Source organism: Aquimarina sp. AU474, from assembly GCF_900312815.1.
GTDB lineage: Bacteria > Bacteroidota > Bacteroidia > Flavobacteriales > Flavobacteriaceae > Aquimarina.
On the sequence record NZ_OMPE01000006.1, the window covers coordinates 354,207 to 372,279 of the forward strand.

Sequence of the window (18,073 nt, forward strand, 5' to 3'; positions counted from 1 at the left end):
AAGAGATACAGGGAAACTCTTTGGGTAAGTGATTTTGTTTTAGGAATATATAAATACTGCAGTTGCAGTATGTAACATGTATATATTTTAACACAAGATTCATGAAAAACACTAACTTATTTTTATTGCTATTATTTCTGTATTCGGGAATAATGGCTCAGCAAGTTCACACGTCCTATTTATGGCACATGCAACAACCAAATTATTGGCCAGAAAGGAGTAAAGAAAACCCTAATCGTTATCAAACGGTTTTAGAATCTCATAATTTAAAAACCTCGGGAGATTCTTGGAATATTTATGATGATGGGATAAGTCACCCATTAAACAATCTAGAAGAAATTTTTGGGAAGTATGATAGAGTCAAGGCTTATCAATATGGACCTAAAAACTCGGTACAGCGATTATTGGGTTTACCAAATGGAGGTGCTCAAGTAAATTATTCGGGATGTTTGATCGAAAATGTTAATAGTCTTGCAAATGCTGGGGTTTGGGGTTATAACCAAGGATGGCAAAATGACTTTATCGAAGCCAAAAATTGGAAAACTTCAGGAGGACAACCACGAATGGATCTTACAGGATTTACTTTTCATCACGCTTTGGCTCCATTAATTAGTGAACGTGCTTTACGAATGGAGCTTAAAACACATAAATATATTTCGACACAAACTTTTGGAGGCTCATACTCTAAGGGATTCTGGCCGGCAGAGTGTTCTTTTTCAGAAAGAATAATAAAAGTTTTGGTCGAAGAAGGTTTTCAGTGGTCCGTTGTAGCCAATAGTCATTTATCAAGAACATTAAATGACTATCCACTAGATTATGGTACATCTGGTGTCAATATAGATCCACCAAATGCAGCCGACAAAGTAGCCACTAATGGACAAAATTGGTGGAAAGGTCAGATTGATGGTCGAGGAGGTACATTTGCAGCTCCTTATTGTTATCAGGCTCACAAAGCACAATATATTGACCCAGAGACGGGACAAGCTTTTAAAATGGATGTTGTACCAATGGCAGATTTATTGAGCTATCAAAATGGATTTAGTTCTATGGGTACAGGAGAAATTGATGCTAATATTACTCCTTTTAGCAATACTAGTCAACCTTCTATTGTGCTTTTGGCTCATGATGGTGACAATGCTTGGGGTGGTGGTGATAGTTATTATCAAGAATCTGTTCCTGGTTTTGCAAATGAAGCAGCTTCAAAAGGATACGATCCAACAACAATTCAGCAATTTTTGAACTCATATCCAGTACCAGAAAACGATATCGTTAGGGTAGAAGATGGTTCTTGGGTTAATGCGGCAAATGATTGGGGGCATCCTCAATTTATAAATTGGTTATGGCCTTTATATGATACAACCAACTATAGATTTAATCCAGATGGTTGGACAGAAGATGCAAGGAATTGGGCGGTAATTACTGCTGCCGAAAATTATGTGCTCACGGCAGAAGATAAGAGCGGGGGAGTAGATATAGCAAAAGTTATAGATCCTTCATTCGGAGCTTCGAATGCTGAAAAAGCCTGGCATTTTTTCCTTCCTTCATTAACAAGTGGATACATGTACTATGGTAAAGCGATAGACATGGAGGTCAAACAAACCTTGGCCGGTAATATTGCTATAGAACATGCAATCAATGAAATTGGCACTACACCTAGTGATGATAACACACCTCCTTCAGTATTTATTCCACAACGTTTTCCATACAATCCTGGAGGCAAAGGTTTTGGACCGATTTATGCGTATCAAGAGGTGCAAAATTCTTCAGATTTTCATGTATGGACATTCGCTTATGATGTTAGTGGGTTGGCTTCAGTAGAGTTAAAATATCGAACAGATAATGATGGTAATAACCCAGTTTCTGATGCTATAAATGATACCTATGCAGGTGGTGAAGGAGTGAGTGCATGGAGTAGTGTGTCGATGACTCAAAAACAGTTTCCTAAAGGAAATGTAACACAAGATCCAGAAATAGATTTGTTTATAGAGCCTACTGCTATTGCTGATTTGTGTTATGCAGAGATTAAAGGGTTATCAAATGTATTGGTAGATTATTATGTCGAGGTAGTTGATACCAAAGGAAATATATTTAAAACTCCAATACAGCACGTTTTTGTTGGAGAATTTAATAGTAGTGATGAAGTAACAGTTTCTGTAACTCCTGACTCTGGCAATTTTGATGATACAATTGAAGTAGTTATTGAGGCAACCACAACAGCAGATAATGATGAGGTTACGGTATATTATACTTTAGATGGTTCTGACCCCAATACAGGAAGTGATGTATACACCTTGCCTTTTGATATAGGGAATAGTAATAGTGATCCTATTACGTTAAAAGTTATTGCATATGATCAGGATGGAAACATATCTGAATTAACGACAAGAAACTATACTTTTGGGAGTTTGCCTTCTTATCAGGTGTATTTTAAAAATACCTCGAACTGGAATAATGTTTATGTATATGCGTATGATAAAAATAATGATGTTCCATTATCTGGTTGGAGTTGGCCAGGTCGATTGATGGCCAAGGAACAAGATTCTCCTTGGTATGTATATACAATTGATGAAGGGGTTGAAGTAGGGTTGGTCTTTGCCAATGGCTCTGGACAACAATCGGATAATCAATTTCGTAATTTTGAAGGTTGGTTTGTGTATTCAGAAAATACTTGGTATAACGAATGCCCTTCAGATTGTCCAGGAGTATTGGGATTACCAGAGTTATCTGTATCCCCAGCTGGTGGATCTTATGAAGGCAGCGTTTCTGTAAATTTGACCACAACAAATCAAGGAATTATTTATTATACTACTAATGGTACAGTACCCTCAAATTCTAGTGATGTGTACGATAATGAATTAACTTTTACATCTGATACTTCGCTTAGGGCAATAGCCTATAATAGTTCTGGTCAGTCTAATGTAGTATCTGAAGAATATGAAATCAATGAAGTGCAATCGTATAAGATTTACTATAGAAATGTAGCTAATTGGAGTGATGTCTATGTATACTTATTTAATACAGATACGAACCAACCTTTACCGGGATGGAGTTGGCCAGGGAAATCAATGAGTAGAGAGGCATCATCTCAATGGTATTCTTTCTTAATAGAAGAAGGAGGAAATGTGGGAGTTGTATTTAATAATAACAATAACGGAGCACAATCAGATGATTTGTCAAGAAGTACAAAAGGATGGTATGATCAATCTACTAATTTGTGGTATGATACCTGTCCCACAGCATGTCCTGGCGATGTATCCAATGATAACTTGGTAATACGTTATAATAACAGTACTACAAATTGGAGTACGGTTACGTTGTATTTTTGGGAAACTTCTCCTGCGGTAGTAACAACAACATGGCCAGGGGTTGAGATGACTGATGCTAATGGAGATGGCTGGTATGAATATACATTACCTGGTGTAACTTGTGCAAATGTTATTTTTAGTACTAATGGAGCGCAACAAACAGAGGACTTACAAATCTGTGGAGAAGGTTGGTATGATAATGGCTGGGTTGATAATCCATTGAATAAATCCACAAATACAGATGATGTTTTACAAATCTCAGCTCCCTATCCTAATCCTTTTAAGAATACAATACACTTTAATCTTGTGGGTGAGGTCGATTCACTTCATATTTCGGTAAGAGATATTAAAGGAGCTTTATATTATTCTAATAAAGTTACGATAAAAGATGGTAAAATATCTATACCTTTAGATGTAGCAAAAGGAATGTATTTTGTGAAATTTTATAATAAAAAAATTAATAAAGTAGTCAAGGTATTAAAATAATCAATCTGATATATTTTTGAAAATAACAAATCCCTTAAAATTTAGGTTTTAAGGGATTTAAATATTATATCAGTTACTTTTTGGTAAAAGAGATAGAATCTCCTTTTTTAAGATTCCATGAGTCGGATAATTTCGCATTTACTTCCAGCACATATTTTGCAGGTCCTTCAGATGGTAATGAGCTTTCGTCAAGAGGTTGAGCATTTTTTTGGATACTTACGACTTTGTATTTTTCATTTATAAAAATAATGTCTAGAGGAAACTCTGTATTCTTCATGTAAAAAGAATGCGGTGATTCATTAGGGAAAATAAAAAGCATTCCTCGGTCTGACTGCATAGATTTGCGATACATGAGCCCCGTTTGAATTTGATAATCATCATCGGCAATTTCTATATCTAATTTGGTAATTAGAGAGGTAATAGAGTCATTAGTGTTAAATAAAGAAAGTTCTCCTTCTTTAGTAAAAGTAACTTCTTTAACCAGGTTTTGATTATTTTTTGTGTCTGTTTTGCAAGAAAATAACTGTAGAGTACTACAGATAATTATTCCGCTATAAATGATTCTTTTCATTGGTTTAGGTTTATAACGAACTAAAAGTATATAAAAAACCCGCACTTCAAAAATTTGAAATGAGGGTTTTAAAATAATTAACTTCTTAATCGTTTTTCCAATCTATTTTTCGAGATACCATCATGATCGTTCCTAAGATCAAAAATAACCCAATACTACCTACCAGAAGTGCGTAGTTTTCTAATTGAATGATCACAAAAATAAAGGTATATAGCGCTGCCAGGGAAATTGCAATAAAACTCATAAACTTTAAACTTTTTAATATGGCCTTAGAGTACATTGAGATTAATATGACGACAGAGACTCCTGCTATAATATACGCCTTTAAGAAACTTGAATGTTCTGATATAGAAATCAAGAGGGTATAAAACATGGTGAGTGCCAGTCCTATCATTAAATACTGAAAAGGATGAATATTTATTTTACTTATGGTTTGTATTAAAAAAAACACCAAAAAAGTAAGTGCAATAACCAAGTATCCATATTTTGTTGCGCGTTCACTTTTTTGATACTCATCTACAGGAATCAGTAGCTTTACTCCAAAAGCAGAGGAATCAATTTGGGGTAACTCACCAAAGAATTCTTGTTCAAACTCTCTGTTGATTTGTAACACTTTCCAGTTGGCTTTAAAACCGTTTTTAGATATTTCTTTGGTTTTTGTATTTGGTAAATAGTTACCATTAAAACTTGGAGATGCCCAGTTTGATGTCATAGCAACTGTGGTCTCTCTACCTACAGGTATAAAGCGTAGCTGCTCACTACCATTGATGATAAGGTCTAAATCAAAGTTGATTGAGTTTTCTTTGGGTAAAGAAGCTTCTTTGATGAATTTGGTTTCAAGTGTATTCGTATACGAGTTTTGAGTATATTTTGATCGCAAAGGATACTGCTCCTTACCTATGTTTAATTCTAGATTGCTTCTAATCCCTTTTAGGTTTGTCGAATTGATTATTACCGTAACTTTGTTCCATAAAATATCTTCTTCAAGAATATCTATGGTTTCAAAATTAGGAATTGTAAAAGAACCTTTGATTTTCAAATCTGCTGTATAAACTACAGATTCATAAATACTTCTTCCCAGGGTTTCGGATTCTATATTAGTTTTTATGTCCAAAGTGTTTGGGAAAAAATATGCATATTGTACGGTAATTAGATCTTCTTCTATGTAGGATTTGGTTTTATCATCCCAACTCTTTTTTACATTGTGCCTTTGATAAGGGACCTTTAATATGGGGCCGTATAGTAATACTTCATTTCCCCATTTTTGGTTGATCTCCTTTACAACTTCTACTTGTCTAAAAGAACGTTCTTGTATGAGATTTTTAATATAGGATAATGGGATTAATAATACTAAAATGAGTATTCCTACCATTAACATTCGAACAGTTATTGAGGTTTTTAGCCATTGCCCAAAGGACTTTTTTTGTTTTGGAGTTTCCATAATATAAAATTTGTTGTATTTGTATTGTTTAATTATTTCTTTTCTTGATAATGTTGTATTAATCTATAGGTGATGATTAAAAAACCACCAAACCCAATGGTGAAAGCCCATGTGTTTATGTGTTGCAGAGGAAATAAAATTCTCTTTAGGATATCTGATAAAATCCCCATCGGGTTTTGCAGAATATCCCAACTATTCCATCGTAACACTCTACCCATATATATCCCGAACCCACATAATAGTAGAATCATATACGTAAGAATTTGAGTTGTTTTATTAGAAAATCGCTTATGAAGTAATTTTTGCATCATCCATAAAGAGGCAAAACCTAGGATCATACCGTTAATGGCAAAGGATAAAATTAGAAGTACATCAAACCAAACAGATTGTAATGTACTTAGTCTAATATGTTGTAAATCGGTTAAGATATAAGGTGAATTTGGTAAGAAAACCAACCAAATAATAAAACCTATCCAAAAAATAAAGCGATTTGTTTTACCTAAGCTTAGAAAAGTAACAACGGCATAAGGAATACAAGCCAAAAATAAATTCCAAACCAAAAACAGATAATAAGTAGAGTCTGTTTTGATAATTCGAATAAGTAATAATATAAGTCCAAAACCTATAGAAGCTGTAATACCTTTTATAAATGGTAATTGTTTGTAAATCGTATCCATTAGACAATAATATTTTTTAAAGGATTAATCTGGATAAGCACTATATATCCAATAGTAATCGGGATATTGAGTAAAAAAAGTGAGATAGTGATAAGATTTTCTTTGTAATACTGATAGTTAATAATCGAATTTATGATAAGTCCAATAAGAGTGATCGTATTAAATACAAATGCGATTATAACATAAAATAGACCTATATCCAGAAATGTGTTGGATTGTAAGATTAAAAACGAAAGCAATAATATGGTTCCTAAAAGGAAACTAACTGTAGCTATAAACAATGCTTTTTGATTAATGGGTTGAAAAATTTTCATGAATTAAATATTTAAAAGTACTTTGAATTTCAAAGTAAAAATGATAAAAAAATAGTGTTATTGTTTTAATAGTTTTTCTATAGCTTCTACATGTTTTTTAAATGCTTCTCGTCCTTTTTTTGTTGTACTGTATCTAGTATTTGGTTTTCTACCAATAAATGATTTTTCTACAATAATATATTCTTCTTTTTCCAAAGCTTTAGTGTGACTTGCTAAATTACCATCTGTTGCACCTAAAAGTTCTTTTAACATCTTGAAATCTGCAAATTCATTAACCATCAATACAGACATGATACCTAATCGAATACGATGATCAAAAGCTTTATTTATATTTCCTATTATATTTTTCATGAGTGCCGCACTACTAATGTAAAAGTGGGTTAATTAATTATGCTTATCTATCGTGTTTAAAATAAATAAGGCTGCCATATATAATATGCATTACTCCAAAACCTAAAACCCAAAACCAGAATCCATATCCCGGAAATACGGCACAAATCAAACCTAGTGCTATTTCGATATACCCTAGATATTTAACGTTACCTATTGTGTATTTGGATGCATTAACCAAGGCTAACCCATAAAAAATAAGCATTAATGAGCCCGTAAGCCCATAATGATGAGTAAAAATCTTTATCATAATGTAAATGCCACCAGTAACTAGTGGTATTAAGAAGGCGATAAGTAATCTTCTAGAAGCACCGGTCCATAAAGTTTCGTCATTTTTTTTTGCTTTTCGCATACTCAAGATAATTGCAGTAATCACGCTTAGTAACGCAACTACTATCAAATCGAGTAAGATATACCTAAATATTTGGCCATCAAGAATAAGATATGCTCTACCACTAATACTTACCAAATAATAGGCTACCGCTGCACCGATAAGGGCATAAATACCGGCCATAATACCCGATAAACCACTAAGGGAGAAAAAACGTGACGATTTGCTCATCATGTCCTTGATCTCGGTTATGTCTTTTAAGTATTCTTCTGTGCTCATTGTAAAGTACTTTGAATTACAAAGTAAAATTAAAATTTCGAATTGAACAAATTTATTTTTAAATCAATCCCCGAAATAATAACTTTTTTATATAATTTATATTCTCTTGTGTAAGAGATACGAAGTGTTTTTATTGCTTTTCTTCAAACTGTTCTTGTAATGTACTTTTAGACTCAAGATCTTCTAAAGCTTTTCCAACAACACCAGTTGGAACCAGTGCGCTGTACTCTTTCCAAAAATTCTGATTATAATTCAATTTGTGATTCGATAAAGGGTTGGAAAAAGTACTTTCGAATATGTTAGGAGTAGGGAATTTACTAACGTTATTTAACTCAACGGCATTTATAATAATTTCAGATTCGGTATTGATGGAGTATGCCTCAAAAAGATCACCTGTATTTTTGTAGGTGTTATTGCTCTTTATTCTTTTTAAATACCATTTTCCTTTATACTTAGAGAAAGTAACATATATTTTGTAATCCATAAGACTTGTTGTTCTAGAAATGAAAGTTTTTTTGCTCTTTTTTTCAATACTTTCAGGTGTTTTCAATTGTGCCGCAAACCTTTGGTTAAGTTTTTTCTTTGCTTTTTTGGTGAGTTGATATTGATATGAGATAATGGCTTTGCTTTGTTCATCGATTACAATTTCACCTTTATATACTGCTTTAGTCTGTAATGAATCTTTTGGGGCGAATGAAATAATATATACAGGTTTGTTATTATATGTGCTCCTACCAAATAATGTAAAAAGATAACTACTATTTATTTTAGGATTAAAGAAGTCTGCTCTACGTTTTATCTTATCTGCCCCAGTTAGTCTCAATGGACCTCCTCCAATTTCATTGTTTTCTAACCACTTTAAATCTGTAGAATCAATAGCTTGTAGCTTTTTGGATTGATTCAATATTTTATATTTCTGTAGGTTATTACTTTTACGCAAAGCAACAATTTTAGCCTGATCTCTGGTATCTGCAACAAAATCTTTTGGTTCGGGAAGAGGAACTTTTTTGATACCATATTCTAACCTTTTAAATTGCATATAATCGTATTTAGAGACTTCAGGGTCATAAGAACTGTCATATGCTGAATAGTAAACAGTGCTTGCTGCATCAATAAATTTGGTATAACTATTATCAATTTTGGTGAGTTCTCTATAATAGGTTTCTAGATATACATTTTCTTGAGAATAATTATCAGGAATTAAAGTAATTGCCTTATCAATAAGTTCTTTATATTTATTTTTGACCTTAACAATTATTTCATCAAGAGAGGTCGAAGAGGCCTGTAAAAAAATTAGCTTTTCAGGGTTTTTAAAATTCTTAACTGAGATGGAAGTGTTTTGGTATCCAACAAATGAAAAAATTACATTTGAAGAAATGTAGTCTTTGCTAATAGTTAATTCAAATTTACCTTCTTCGTTGGTCATTGTACCAATAGATGTGTTTTCTATTATAATATTAGTAAATGGAAGAGGGGCTTTGGTTTCTTTATCTAATACAGTAGCCTCAATGTAGATAATACCGTTAGATGGTTTTTCTTGAGCAATGAGTTTTGTAATTCCAAACAGAGCGAAATAAATAAGTAATGTGATAAAAACTTTACAGTTTTGCGATTTCATTAGGAATAAATATCTTGTAATGAGAATTTCATTGATCTCTTAAAAATAGGTAATTTTTATGAACCCAGCAGAGGAATACATCCTTAAGCAACCTGAACCTTACAAGACTATCATGTTGCATTTACAAGTGCTTATAGAAACTACGCTTCCTGATGTAGATTTACTATTTAAATGGAAAGTACCTTTTTATTATGTAGGTAAAAGTCCTGTTTGCTATCTCAACGTCACTAGAGGGTATGTGGATGTAGGTTTCTGGAATGCGCAATATTTCACCAAATATCTAGAGCAACTAGAATCTGATAAAAGAAAGTATGTAAAATCCCTTCGTTATCGAATTTTAGAAGACATCAATGATCAAATGCTTATCGAAATTCTAGAACAAGCCTATAGGTATAGAAACGAAAAGTTTATAACTGGTTAACCGTTTGTCGAATAGCGACTAGATTACTCAATAAGTTTTCTAAATGGTCAAGATGTAACATGTTGGCACCGTCACTTTTGGCATTAGCAGGGTCAAAATGTGTTTCCATAAATAAACCATCTACACCAGTAACAACTCCAGCTCGCGCTATAGTTTCTATCATATCTGGTCGGCCTCCAGTAACACCACTAGACTGATTAGGTTGTTGCAATGAGTGCGTTACATCCAGTACCGTAGTACCATATTGTTTCATGGTAGGAATACCTCTAAAATCCACGATCATATCTTGATATCCAAACATGGTTCCTCTATCCGTAATCATGGTGTTGTTATTACCACTATCTTTTACTTTTTTAACTGCATGTTGCATGGCTTCAGGACTCATAAATTGTCCTTTCTTTAAATTGACCGTTTTACCTGTTTTGGCAGCAGCCACTACAAGATCAGTTTGACGTACTAAAAAAGCAGGGATTTGTAGAATATCAACATAGGCTGCGGCCATAGCTGCATCTTCATTTTCATGAATATCGGTTACTGTTGGTATTTCAAAAGTTTCTCCAACTTTACGTAATATTTTTAAGGCTTTTTCATTTCCAATTCCTGTGAAACTATCTATACGACTGCGATTTGCCTTTTTAAAAGACCCTTTAAAAACATAAGGTATTTTTAGTTTCGATGTGATCTCTACTACTTTTTCGGCTATTTTTAAAGCCATTTCTTCTCCTTCTATGGCACATGGTCCAGCTAGAAGAAAGAAATTATCAGCATCAAGATGTTTTAAGTTTTTGATATTAGAAAGATCCATATGTGTTTTTTAAAAAAGCAAAAATAATGCTTTTTAGTGTTAGAAGCATTATTATCCTGATTTATAATACGTGAAATCAATATGACTATTTAAATCTAAAAAAAAATATTTTTATTTAGTAGTTACGTGTGCAGATAAATTGATTCGTCATCATTAAAAGAAAACACAAAATATAGTAAGATGAAGAATATTATTACAGTAATTTTTGTTTTGAGTGCAACATTAATATCCGCTCAAAACACAACAAATGGGGTAGAGGACCATATGTTTAAAGCAAATTTATTACTTACTCCAGGACTAGAGTATGAGGTTGGAGTAAGTAAAAATGCTACGTTAGACTTCAGGTTAGGAACAGGATTGGCTTATGTTAAATCTAATAATACTGAAGATTTTGGTGTGTTTTTAACTTTTGAAGGAGCATATCGATACTATTTTAATTTTGAAAAACGAGCTCGTCAAGGAAAAAACACTTCAGGAAACTCAGGGGATTATATTGCCTTGACCACATTTTTGGCTACTGGTGATCCAATAATAGGGGATTTGGAACTAGCAACAGATTATATAGGACATGTAGGCCCAGTGTGGGGTTTTCAACGAACGTATGATTCGGGGTTTAACTTGGGCCTAGAACTAGGAGTAGGTTATACATTTAATGAGAATGATTCATTTGTTGCACCTATAGTTGGTTTTAGATTAGGATGGGCATTTGGTAGGTAGCCTATTTGGTCTAAAATTTAATACCTAGAATAAATGGCTTTATATGAAGGTTTTGTAAACTGGATTATAAAGCTTTTTTATTAATTAAGTTTTCATGTACAACCTGTCGAAATAACTCGTACCTTTGCAGCCTTAAAAATGAGGCGTTTATGACAGCTATAAAGAATATTGCAATAATTGCTCACGTTGACCATGGTAAAACTACCCTGGTAGACAAGATTATGTATCATTGTCAATTATTTCGTGAAAATGAAAATACGGGTGATCTAATTTTGGATAATAATGATCTAGAACGTGAAAGAGGAATTACAATTACGTCAAAGAACGTTTCTGTAGTATATAAAGGAACCAAAATTAATATTATCGATACTCCTGGTCACGCCGATTTTGGTGGAGAAGTGGAGCGAGTATTAAATATGGCCGATGGTGTTTTGCTTTTGGTTGATGCTTTTGAGGGACCTATGCCACAAACTCGTTTTGTATTACAAAAGGCAATCGATCTTGGATTGAAGCCTTGTGTGGTTGTAAATAAGGTTGATAAAGAAAATTGTACGCCTGATGAAGTTCATGAAAAGGTTTTTGATCTTATGTTCGAACTTGGAGCAGAAGAATGGCAGTTAGATTTTCCTACAGTATATGGTTCTGCCAAGAATAATTGGATGAGCGAAGATTGGCAAAAAGAAACAGATAATATCGAACCTCTTTTGGATATGGTTATTGAGCATATACCATCTCCAAAAATTGAAGAAGGTACTCCGCAGATGTTAATTACATCATTAGATTTCTCATCATTTACAGGACGTATTGCTATAGGACGTTTACAAAGAGGTACCTTAACAGAAGGTATGCAAGTATCATTGGTGAAACGTGATGGATCTGTGAAGAAATCAAGAATAAAAGAGCTTCATACTTTTGAAGGTCTGGGAAGAATGAAAGTAGATAAGGTTGAGGCCGGAGATATTTGTGCATTAGTAGGACTTGAAGGATTTGAGATTGGAGATACTGTTGCCGATATAGAAAACCCTGAAGGATTAAAGACTATTGCTATAGATGAGCCTACGATGAGTATGTTGTTTACTATTAATGATTCACCTTTCTTTGGTAAAGATGGAAAATTTGTAACATCTCGACATATTAAAGAGAGATTAGCAAAAGAACTTGAGAAAAACCTAGCATTACGTGTTAATGATACAGATAGTGCCGATAAGTTTATGGTTTTTGGTAGAGGAGTATTGCATTTATCTGTTCTTATTGAAACAATGAGAAGAGAAGGATATGAACTTCAGATCGGTCAACCTCAGGTAATTATTAAAGAGATTGATGGGGTTAAATGTGAACCAATTGAAGAATTAACGATAGATCTTCCTGAAACTGTTTCAGGAAAAGCAGTTGAGATGGTAACGTTGCGTAAGGGTGAAATGTTAAGCATGGAAGCTAAAGGTGATCGTATGGTATGTGAATTTATGATCCCTTCGAGAGGAATTATTGGATTACGTAACCAATTACTAACTGCTACAGCGGGAGAAGCTATTATGGCGCACCGATTTAAAGAGTACCAACCTTTAAAAGGAGATATTCCGGGACGTATTAATGGTTCTTTAGTATCTATGGAAAAAGGAACAGCAATTCCTTATTCTATTGATAAGCTACAAGATAGAGGTAAGTTTTTTGTAGATCCAGGAGAAGATATTTATGAAGGACAAGTGATCGGAGAGAATTCTCGTGGTGATGATATGACTGTAAATATTACAAAAACTAAAAAATTATCTAACGTGCGTTCTTCGGGAGCAGATGATAAAGCTAAAATTGTTCCGGCAATTAAATTTTCTTTAGAAGAAGCTTTAGAATATATTCAAAAAGATGAGTACGTAGAGGTAACTCCTAATCACCTTAGATTAAGAAAGGTATTCTTGACCGAGGTAGAGCGTAAAAGAAATAAGATAGTTTAAGAAAACTGAATTTCTATATAAAGATAAAACCCCGAGCATCGCTCGGGGTTTTATCTTTATATAAACCAAGAAAATATTTCTTGATTTTTAATGTAGTATGTTAGATACTACTTTCGCATTGCGTATCTACTAGCTCCCGGTAATTGTTTTAAAAAACTTCCAAATGCTTTAAGATCTACAATCATAATTCCATAAAATAATTTCATAACCCATCTTTTTTAATTTATTCCCCGTTAAACCTTTTTGGAAGGATAAAATATATCCTTGTTACACTTACAATACAGTAACCGGGCCAAAATTTAATTTTGGCATAAGTTTTATAATAATTTTAAGATTATAAAAAATGATCATGACGGCCGTTACTAATAAAAAATCCCAAGAGTAGGTCTTGGGATTTTTATCGATATTTTGGGGTAACTTTTGGGGTATGAATTCAGGGCACTAATTCATGATTTTGGGGTAATCAATATTTTAGGGTAATTCATTGGGGCTTTTCGTTATTTTGGGGCGAATTGCCGTAAATGATTTCTTTAATTCGATAGTACAAATGTAAGAATAAATAACGTATGAAAACTTGTAAAAATCAACAAATATTCGGTAAAATACAGGTATTTATCGATAAAATACACAAAAAATCTATTTATTTTGCGGATTTGTAAACTTAGAAAAAGACAAAACCCTGGCTAATTTTTTTAGAATTGATTAAAATCAAGAGGTATATCATGAAAAGAATTACCCTTTTCGTTGTACTACTTCAAAGACCTTATTACCGTCACATTTTAGAGTTTTCGAAGGATATTTAAGTAATAAAGCATAATCGTGTGTCGCCATAAGAATGGTGTTTCCATTTTTATTAATATCCTGCAAAACTTCCATTACCTCGACTGATGTTTGTGGGTCAAGGTTTCCTGTAGGCTCATCGGCCAAAATTAATTCAGGATCATTTAGTAGTGCCCTTGCAATAGCAATTCGTTGTTGCTCACCTCCCGATAATTGATATGGATATTTAAAATCTTTAGTTTTCATCCCTACTTTATCTAGAACGTCATCAATTTTACTTTCCATCGCCTTTTCATCAGTCCATCCTGTCGCTTTTAGAACAAACATAAGATTACCCCTAACGGTTCTATCATTAAGTAATTTAAAATCCTGAAATACGATACCTAATTTTCTTCGTAAAAAAGGTATTTGATTTTCTTGTAGTGTTGGTAAATCAAAATCAACTATGCTGCCTTCACCTTCTAATAAAGGAAGATCACCATACAGAGTTTTCATAAAGCTACTTTTTCCTGTACCGGTTTTTCCTATAAGGTATACAAAGTCACCCTTATTGACCTCTACGTTAACATCTGAGAGAATTAAACTTTCACGTTGATAGATCGATGCATCTTTAAGGCTCAATACCGTATTAGACATAGTTTGGATTTCTGAATTATTATGATATGGTAAAAGTAAAAAGTTTTCGTTTAAAAAAATTGAGTATCCTAATAGTTTTTAACGAATATACGTTGATAACCTATTTTTAAAATAAATATTTTAATGCTTCAGTAACTTCTTAACTTCTAAGTGGTTTTTTATAAAATTTATGAATACAAAAATGATTTCAATAATTCATAAAGAATTCACAATTCTAGTATTTGTGTAATTATCTCCAAAAACTTTCGTTATTAGTATGAAGATTAGGCTATCTTTAACACTAAATTTATTCGCGGGAAACGATATTTACCTTTTGATTATAATACTTATTTAAATGAACAAATACATCACTTGGATGCTTTTTGTCATTGGCCTGCATGGAACAATGTCTGCACAGCAATCCGCAATATATACTAATGAGCTAGTACTGTATAATCAAGCTCTAGAATTGTACAATAATAAACAGTTTTTGGCCGCGCAAAATCTTTTTGATAAAGTACGAGATATGGTAGATGATGAAAACATTGATGCTAATTGCTCTTACTATGTCGCTAATTGTGCTGTATGGCTTAATCAAAAGGATGCAGATCAACTTTTGGAGGAGTTTGTTGTGAAATACCCTACGAGTATAAAGCGTAACTCGGCATACCTAGATGCAGCTACATATTATTTTGATAACGGAAAATATGCTTATGCCCGTAAATGGTATGAAAAAGTTGATGAAGGAAATTTGAGTCGTAGTCAAAAAGAAAAGTTTAACTTTAATAATGGTTATGCTTATTTTAAAATCCAACGCTTTAATGAAGCCAAGAAATATTTGAATAAAGTACAGGATTCTCCAGAATATGGTGCTAAAGCAAAATACTACCTTGGTTTTATAGCCTATGAAGGTGATAATTATAAAGAGGCAGATAAGCTCTTTGATGAGGTAAAAGATTTAGATCAATACAATAAAAATTTGTCGTATTTCCAGAGTGATATGAATTTTAAATCTGGAAATTTTGAAGAGGCAATTAAAGAAGGGTTAGTGCAATTGCCAAAATCAAAACCTTCAGAAAAATCAGAATTAAATAAAATAATTGGAGAGAGTTATTTTAATCTAGCCGATTATGAAAAAGCCATCCCTTACTTAAAAGGGTATAGAGGGCGAAAAGGAAAATGGAATAATACAGATTATTATTATCTAGGATATGCGTATTATAAAAACGGTGAGTACCAAAGTGCAATTTCAGAATTTAATAAAATTGTTGATGGTCGTAATGCCACTGCTCAAAATGCCTATTATCACCTAGCCGAGTCTTACCTTAAAACAGATCAAAAACAACAAGCATTAAATGCCTTTAAGAATGCATCAGAAATGGATTTTGAAATGAAAATCAAAGAAGATGCCATGTATAATTATGCCAAATTGAGTTACGAAATAGGGAACTCTTATGAAAGTGCACCGAAGGTGTTATTGGGGTTTTTAGATGAATATCCTAATACAGAATATAAGGATGAAATTAAAGAGTTATTGATTAGTTCTTATATCACTTCCAAGAACTATAAAGAGGCCATGGATCTGCTAGAAGGTAGTAGAAATTATGCAGATAAAGAGGTGTATCAAAAAGTAGCTTTTTATCGAGGGATAGAGTTGTACAATGAAAATGATTATAATGAGGCTATTGTTTATTTTGATAAATCTTTACAACAACAAGTAGATCCTAGTTTTGTAGCCAAAACCATGTTTTGGAGAGCAGAAAGCTATTATTTGCTTAATGACTTTGATGAAGCTTTAATAGGTTTTAAAGAATTTTTAGGCAGTACTGGGGGATCATCAATAAGCGAATATGGTTATGTTGATTATAATTTGGGATATACGTATTTTAAATTGAAACAATATCCTCAAGCTGCGAAGTATTTTGAAGAGTTTTCAAAAAAGAGTAACATCGACGAAACAAGGCAAACGGATACGTATTTGCGCTTGGGTGATAGTTATTTTATATCAAGTAAATATTGGCCGGCTATGGAAGCATATAATAAAGCGATCCAAAAAAATGGCCCCGATGCCGATTATGCACATTACCAAAAGGCAATTAGTTATGGTTTTGTAAATAAACATGGTCAAAAGATTAGTGATCTTGAAATGTTTCTTAAAAAATATCCAAGATCTACTTACCGTGATGATGCAATGTTCGCTCTTGGAGATGTATATATCTCTGAAAATAAAACAGAACTAGGAATTGGTGCGTATGATCGCCTTATCAGAGATGTTCCTAGAAGTTCTTATGTGCCAAAAGCGTTACTTAAACAAGGATTGGTGTTTTATAATGCGGATCAAGGCAATAGAGCATTATCTAAGTTTAAAAGAGTGGTCGCTGATTACCCTGGGACCGATGAGGCTGTTCAAGCAGTCAATACAGCTAGATTGATTTATGTTGATTTAGGAAGAACAGATGAATACGCATCTTGGGTAAAAGGATTAAGTTTTGTAGATGTTAGTGATGCAGATTTGGATAACACTTCTTTTGAAGCTGCAGAAAAGCAGTTTTTAGAAAATAATGATAATGCTGCTATTAGTGGTTTTGAGAAGTACTTAAATGAGTTTCCGAATGGGTTACATGCTTTAAAAAGCCATTTTCATTTGGCACAATTGTATTTCAAAAAAGGAGAAAAGGATAGCACTATACCACATTATGAATATGTTCTTCAAAATGATAGAACAGAATTTACAGAGCAAGCATTGGCAAGATTATCTCAAGTATATCTAGAGAACCGTAATTATGAAAAAGCTATTCCTGTATTAGAAAGATTAGAAAGTGATGCCGATTATCCTCAAAATATTGTTTTTGCACAATCTAATTTAATGAAATCACATTATCAATTACTTAATTACCAAAAAACAATTGATTACGCAGATAAAGTTTTGGCTAATCCCAAAATCCAGAATGATGTAAAAAGCGATGCCAAAATATTTACTGCCAGAGCTGCTTTACAAACTAATGATATCACACGAGCAGCAAATGCTTATGCCGAAGTTCAGAAAATTGCTACGGGAGAATTAGCTGCTGAAGCTCTTTATTATAATGCCTATTTTAAAAATCTAAAAAACGATTATAAAGAATCTAATACGATTATTCAAAAATTGGCAAAGGATTACTCTGGATATCGATTGTATGGTTCTAAAGGGCTGGTATTAATGGCTAAGAACTTTTATGGACTTAAAGATGCGTACCAAGCCACATATATTTTAGAAAGTGTGATTAAAAACTTTCCTGATTATCCAGATGTAGTATATGAGGCAACAACCGAACTCAAAAAAATCAAAGCCGAAGAGGCAAAAACTAATTCATCCATCCAAACCGAACAATAAT

General features: G+C 33.0%; 14 protein-coding genes. 5 read left to right on the plus strand and 9 right to left on the minus strand.

Translation table 11 applies throughout. The features are described from left to right. Positions 1–101 precede the first annotated feature (101 nt). Positions 102–3,791 (plus strand): starch-binding protein, encoded by a 3,690-nt coding sequence (locus tag DK508_RS06300; protein WP_109299892.1) that lies wholly within the window; start codon positions 102–104, stop codon positions 3,789–3,791. Positions 3,792–3,864: 73 nt separating this feature from the next. Here DK508_RS06300 and DK508_RS06305 read toward each other — a convergent pair whose 3' ends face one another. From DK508_RS06305 to DK508_RS06335, 7 genes are all read right to left on the minus strand, one after another. Beyond that, on the minus strand, positions 3,865–4,362 hold the full coding sequence (locus DK508_RS06305; RefSeq protein WP_109299893.1) for a DUF192 domain-containing protein: 498 nt from the start codon (positions 4,360–4,362) through the stop codon (positions 3,865–3,867). 85 nt (positions 4,363–4,447) lie between these two features. Continuing rightward, on the minus strand, positions 4,448–5,803 hold the full coding sequence (gene creD, locus DK508_RS06310) for a cell envelope integrity protein CreD (protein WP_109299894.1): 1,356 nt from the start codon (positions 5,801–5,803) through the stop codon (positions 4,448–4,450). A 32-nt stretch (positions 5,804–5,835) separates the two neighbouring features. Further along, a complete protein-coding gene (locus tag DK508_RS06315) occupies positions 5,836–6,480 on the minus strand; it encodes a DUF1361 domain-containing protein (RefSeq protein ID WP_109299895.1) in 645 nt (214 codons plus the stop codon). Continuing rightward, positions 6,480–6,794 (minus strand): hypothetical protein, encoded by a 315-nt coding sequence (locus tag DK508_RS06320; protein WP_109299896.1) that lies wholly within the window; start codon positions 6,792–6,794, stop codon positions 6,480–6,482. The genes DK508_RS06315 and DK508_RS06320 overlap by 1 nt, the downstream gene beginning before the upstream one ends. Before the next feature lie 57 nt (positions 6,795–6,851). Continuing rightward, positions 6,852–7,145 carry a transcriptional regulator gene (locus DK508_RS06325; protein WP_109299897.1) on the minus strand — a complete coding sequence of 98 codons (294 nt, stop codon included), beginning with the start codon at positions 7,143–7,145 and terminating at the stop codon, positions 6,852–6,854. Positions 7,146–7,188: 43 nt separating this feature from the next. Continuing rightward, positions 7,189–7,794, minus strand: coding sequence for a hypothetical protein (locus DK508_RS06330; protein ID WP_109299898.1), 606 nt, complete (start codon positions 7,792–7,794; stop codon positions 7,189–7,191). A gap of 130 nt (positions 7,795–7,924) precedes the next feature. Then, on the minus strand, positions 7,925–9,412 hold the full coding sequence (locus DK508_RS06335) for a carboxypeptidase-like regulatory domain-containing protein (RefSeq protein WP_109299899.1): 1,488 nt from the start codon (positions 9,410–9,412) through the stop codon (positions 7,925–7,927). Between the two features lie 58 nt (positions 9,413–9,470). On the opposite strand from DK508_RS06335, the gene DK508_RS06340 reads away from it, so the two are divergent. Further along, positions 9,471–9,833 carry a DUF1801 domain-containing protein gene (locus DK508_RS06340; RefSeq protein WP_109299900.1) on the plus strand — a complete coding sequence of 121 codons (363 nt, stop codon included), beginning with the start codon at positions 9,471–9,473 and terminating at the stop codon, positions 9,831–9,833. On the opposite strand, the gene kdsA is transcribed toward DK508_RS06340, so the two are convergent. Next, positions 9,820–10,638: a 3-deoxy-8-phosphooctulonate synthase gene (kdsA, locus tag DK508_RS06345; RefSeq protein ID WP_109299901.1), complete on the minus strand. Its 819-nt coding sequence runs from the start codon at positions 10,636–10,638 to the stop codon at positions 9,820–9,822. The two genes, DK508_RS06340 and kdsA, sit on opposite strands and share 14 nt — an antisense overlap. A gap of 180 nt (positions 10,639–10,818) precedes the next feature. Between kdsA and DK508_RS06350 the strand changes: the two genes are divergently transcribed. Next, complete coding sequence (locus tag DK508_RS06350) at positions 10,819–11,355, plus strand: DUF3575 domain-containing protein (RefSeq protein WP_109299902.1); 537 nt, start codon at positions 10,819–10,821, stop codon at positions 11,353–11,355. Between the two features lie 149 nt (positions 11,356–11,504). Beyond that, positions 11,505–13,304, plus strand: a complete 1,800-nt coding sequence (gene typA, locus DK508_RS06355) for a translational GTPase TypA (RefSeq protein WP_109299903.1) — start codon at positions 11,505–11,507, stop codon at positions 13,302–13,304. Between the two features lie 732 nt (positions 13,305–14,036). On the opposite strand, the gene DK508_RS06360 is transcribed toward typA, so the two are convergent. Next, positions 14,037–14,720, minus strand: coding sequence for a cell division ATP-binding protein FtsE (locus DK508_RS06360; RefSeq protein WP_109299904.1), 684 nt, complete (start codon positions 14,718–14,720; stop codon positions 14,037–14,039). Between the two features lie 334 nt (positions 14,721–15,054). On the opposite strand from DK508_RS06360, the gene DK508_RS06365 reads away from it, so the two are divergent. After that, positions 15,055–18,072 carry a tetratricopeptide repeat protein gene (locus DK508_RS06365; RefSeq protein WP_109299905.1) on the plus strand — a complete coding sequence of 1,006 codons (3,018 nt, stop codon included), beginning with the start codon at positions 15,055–15,057 and terminating at the stop codon, positions 18,070–18,072. Position 18,073 lies beyond the last annotated feature (1 nt).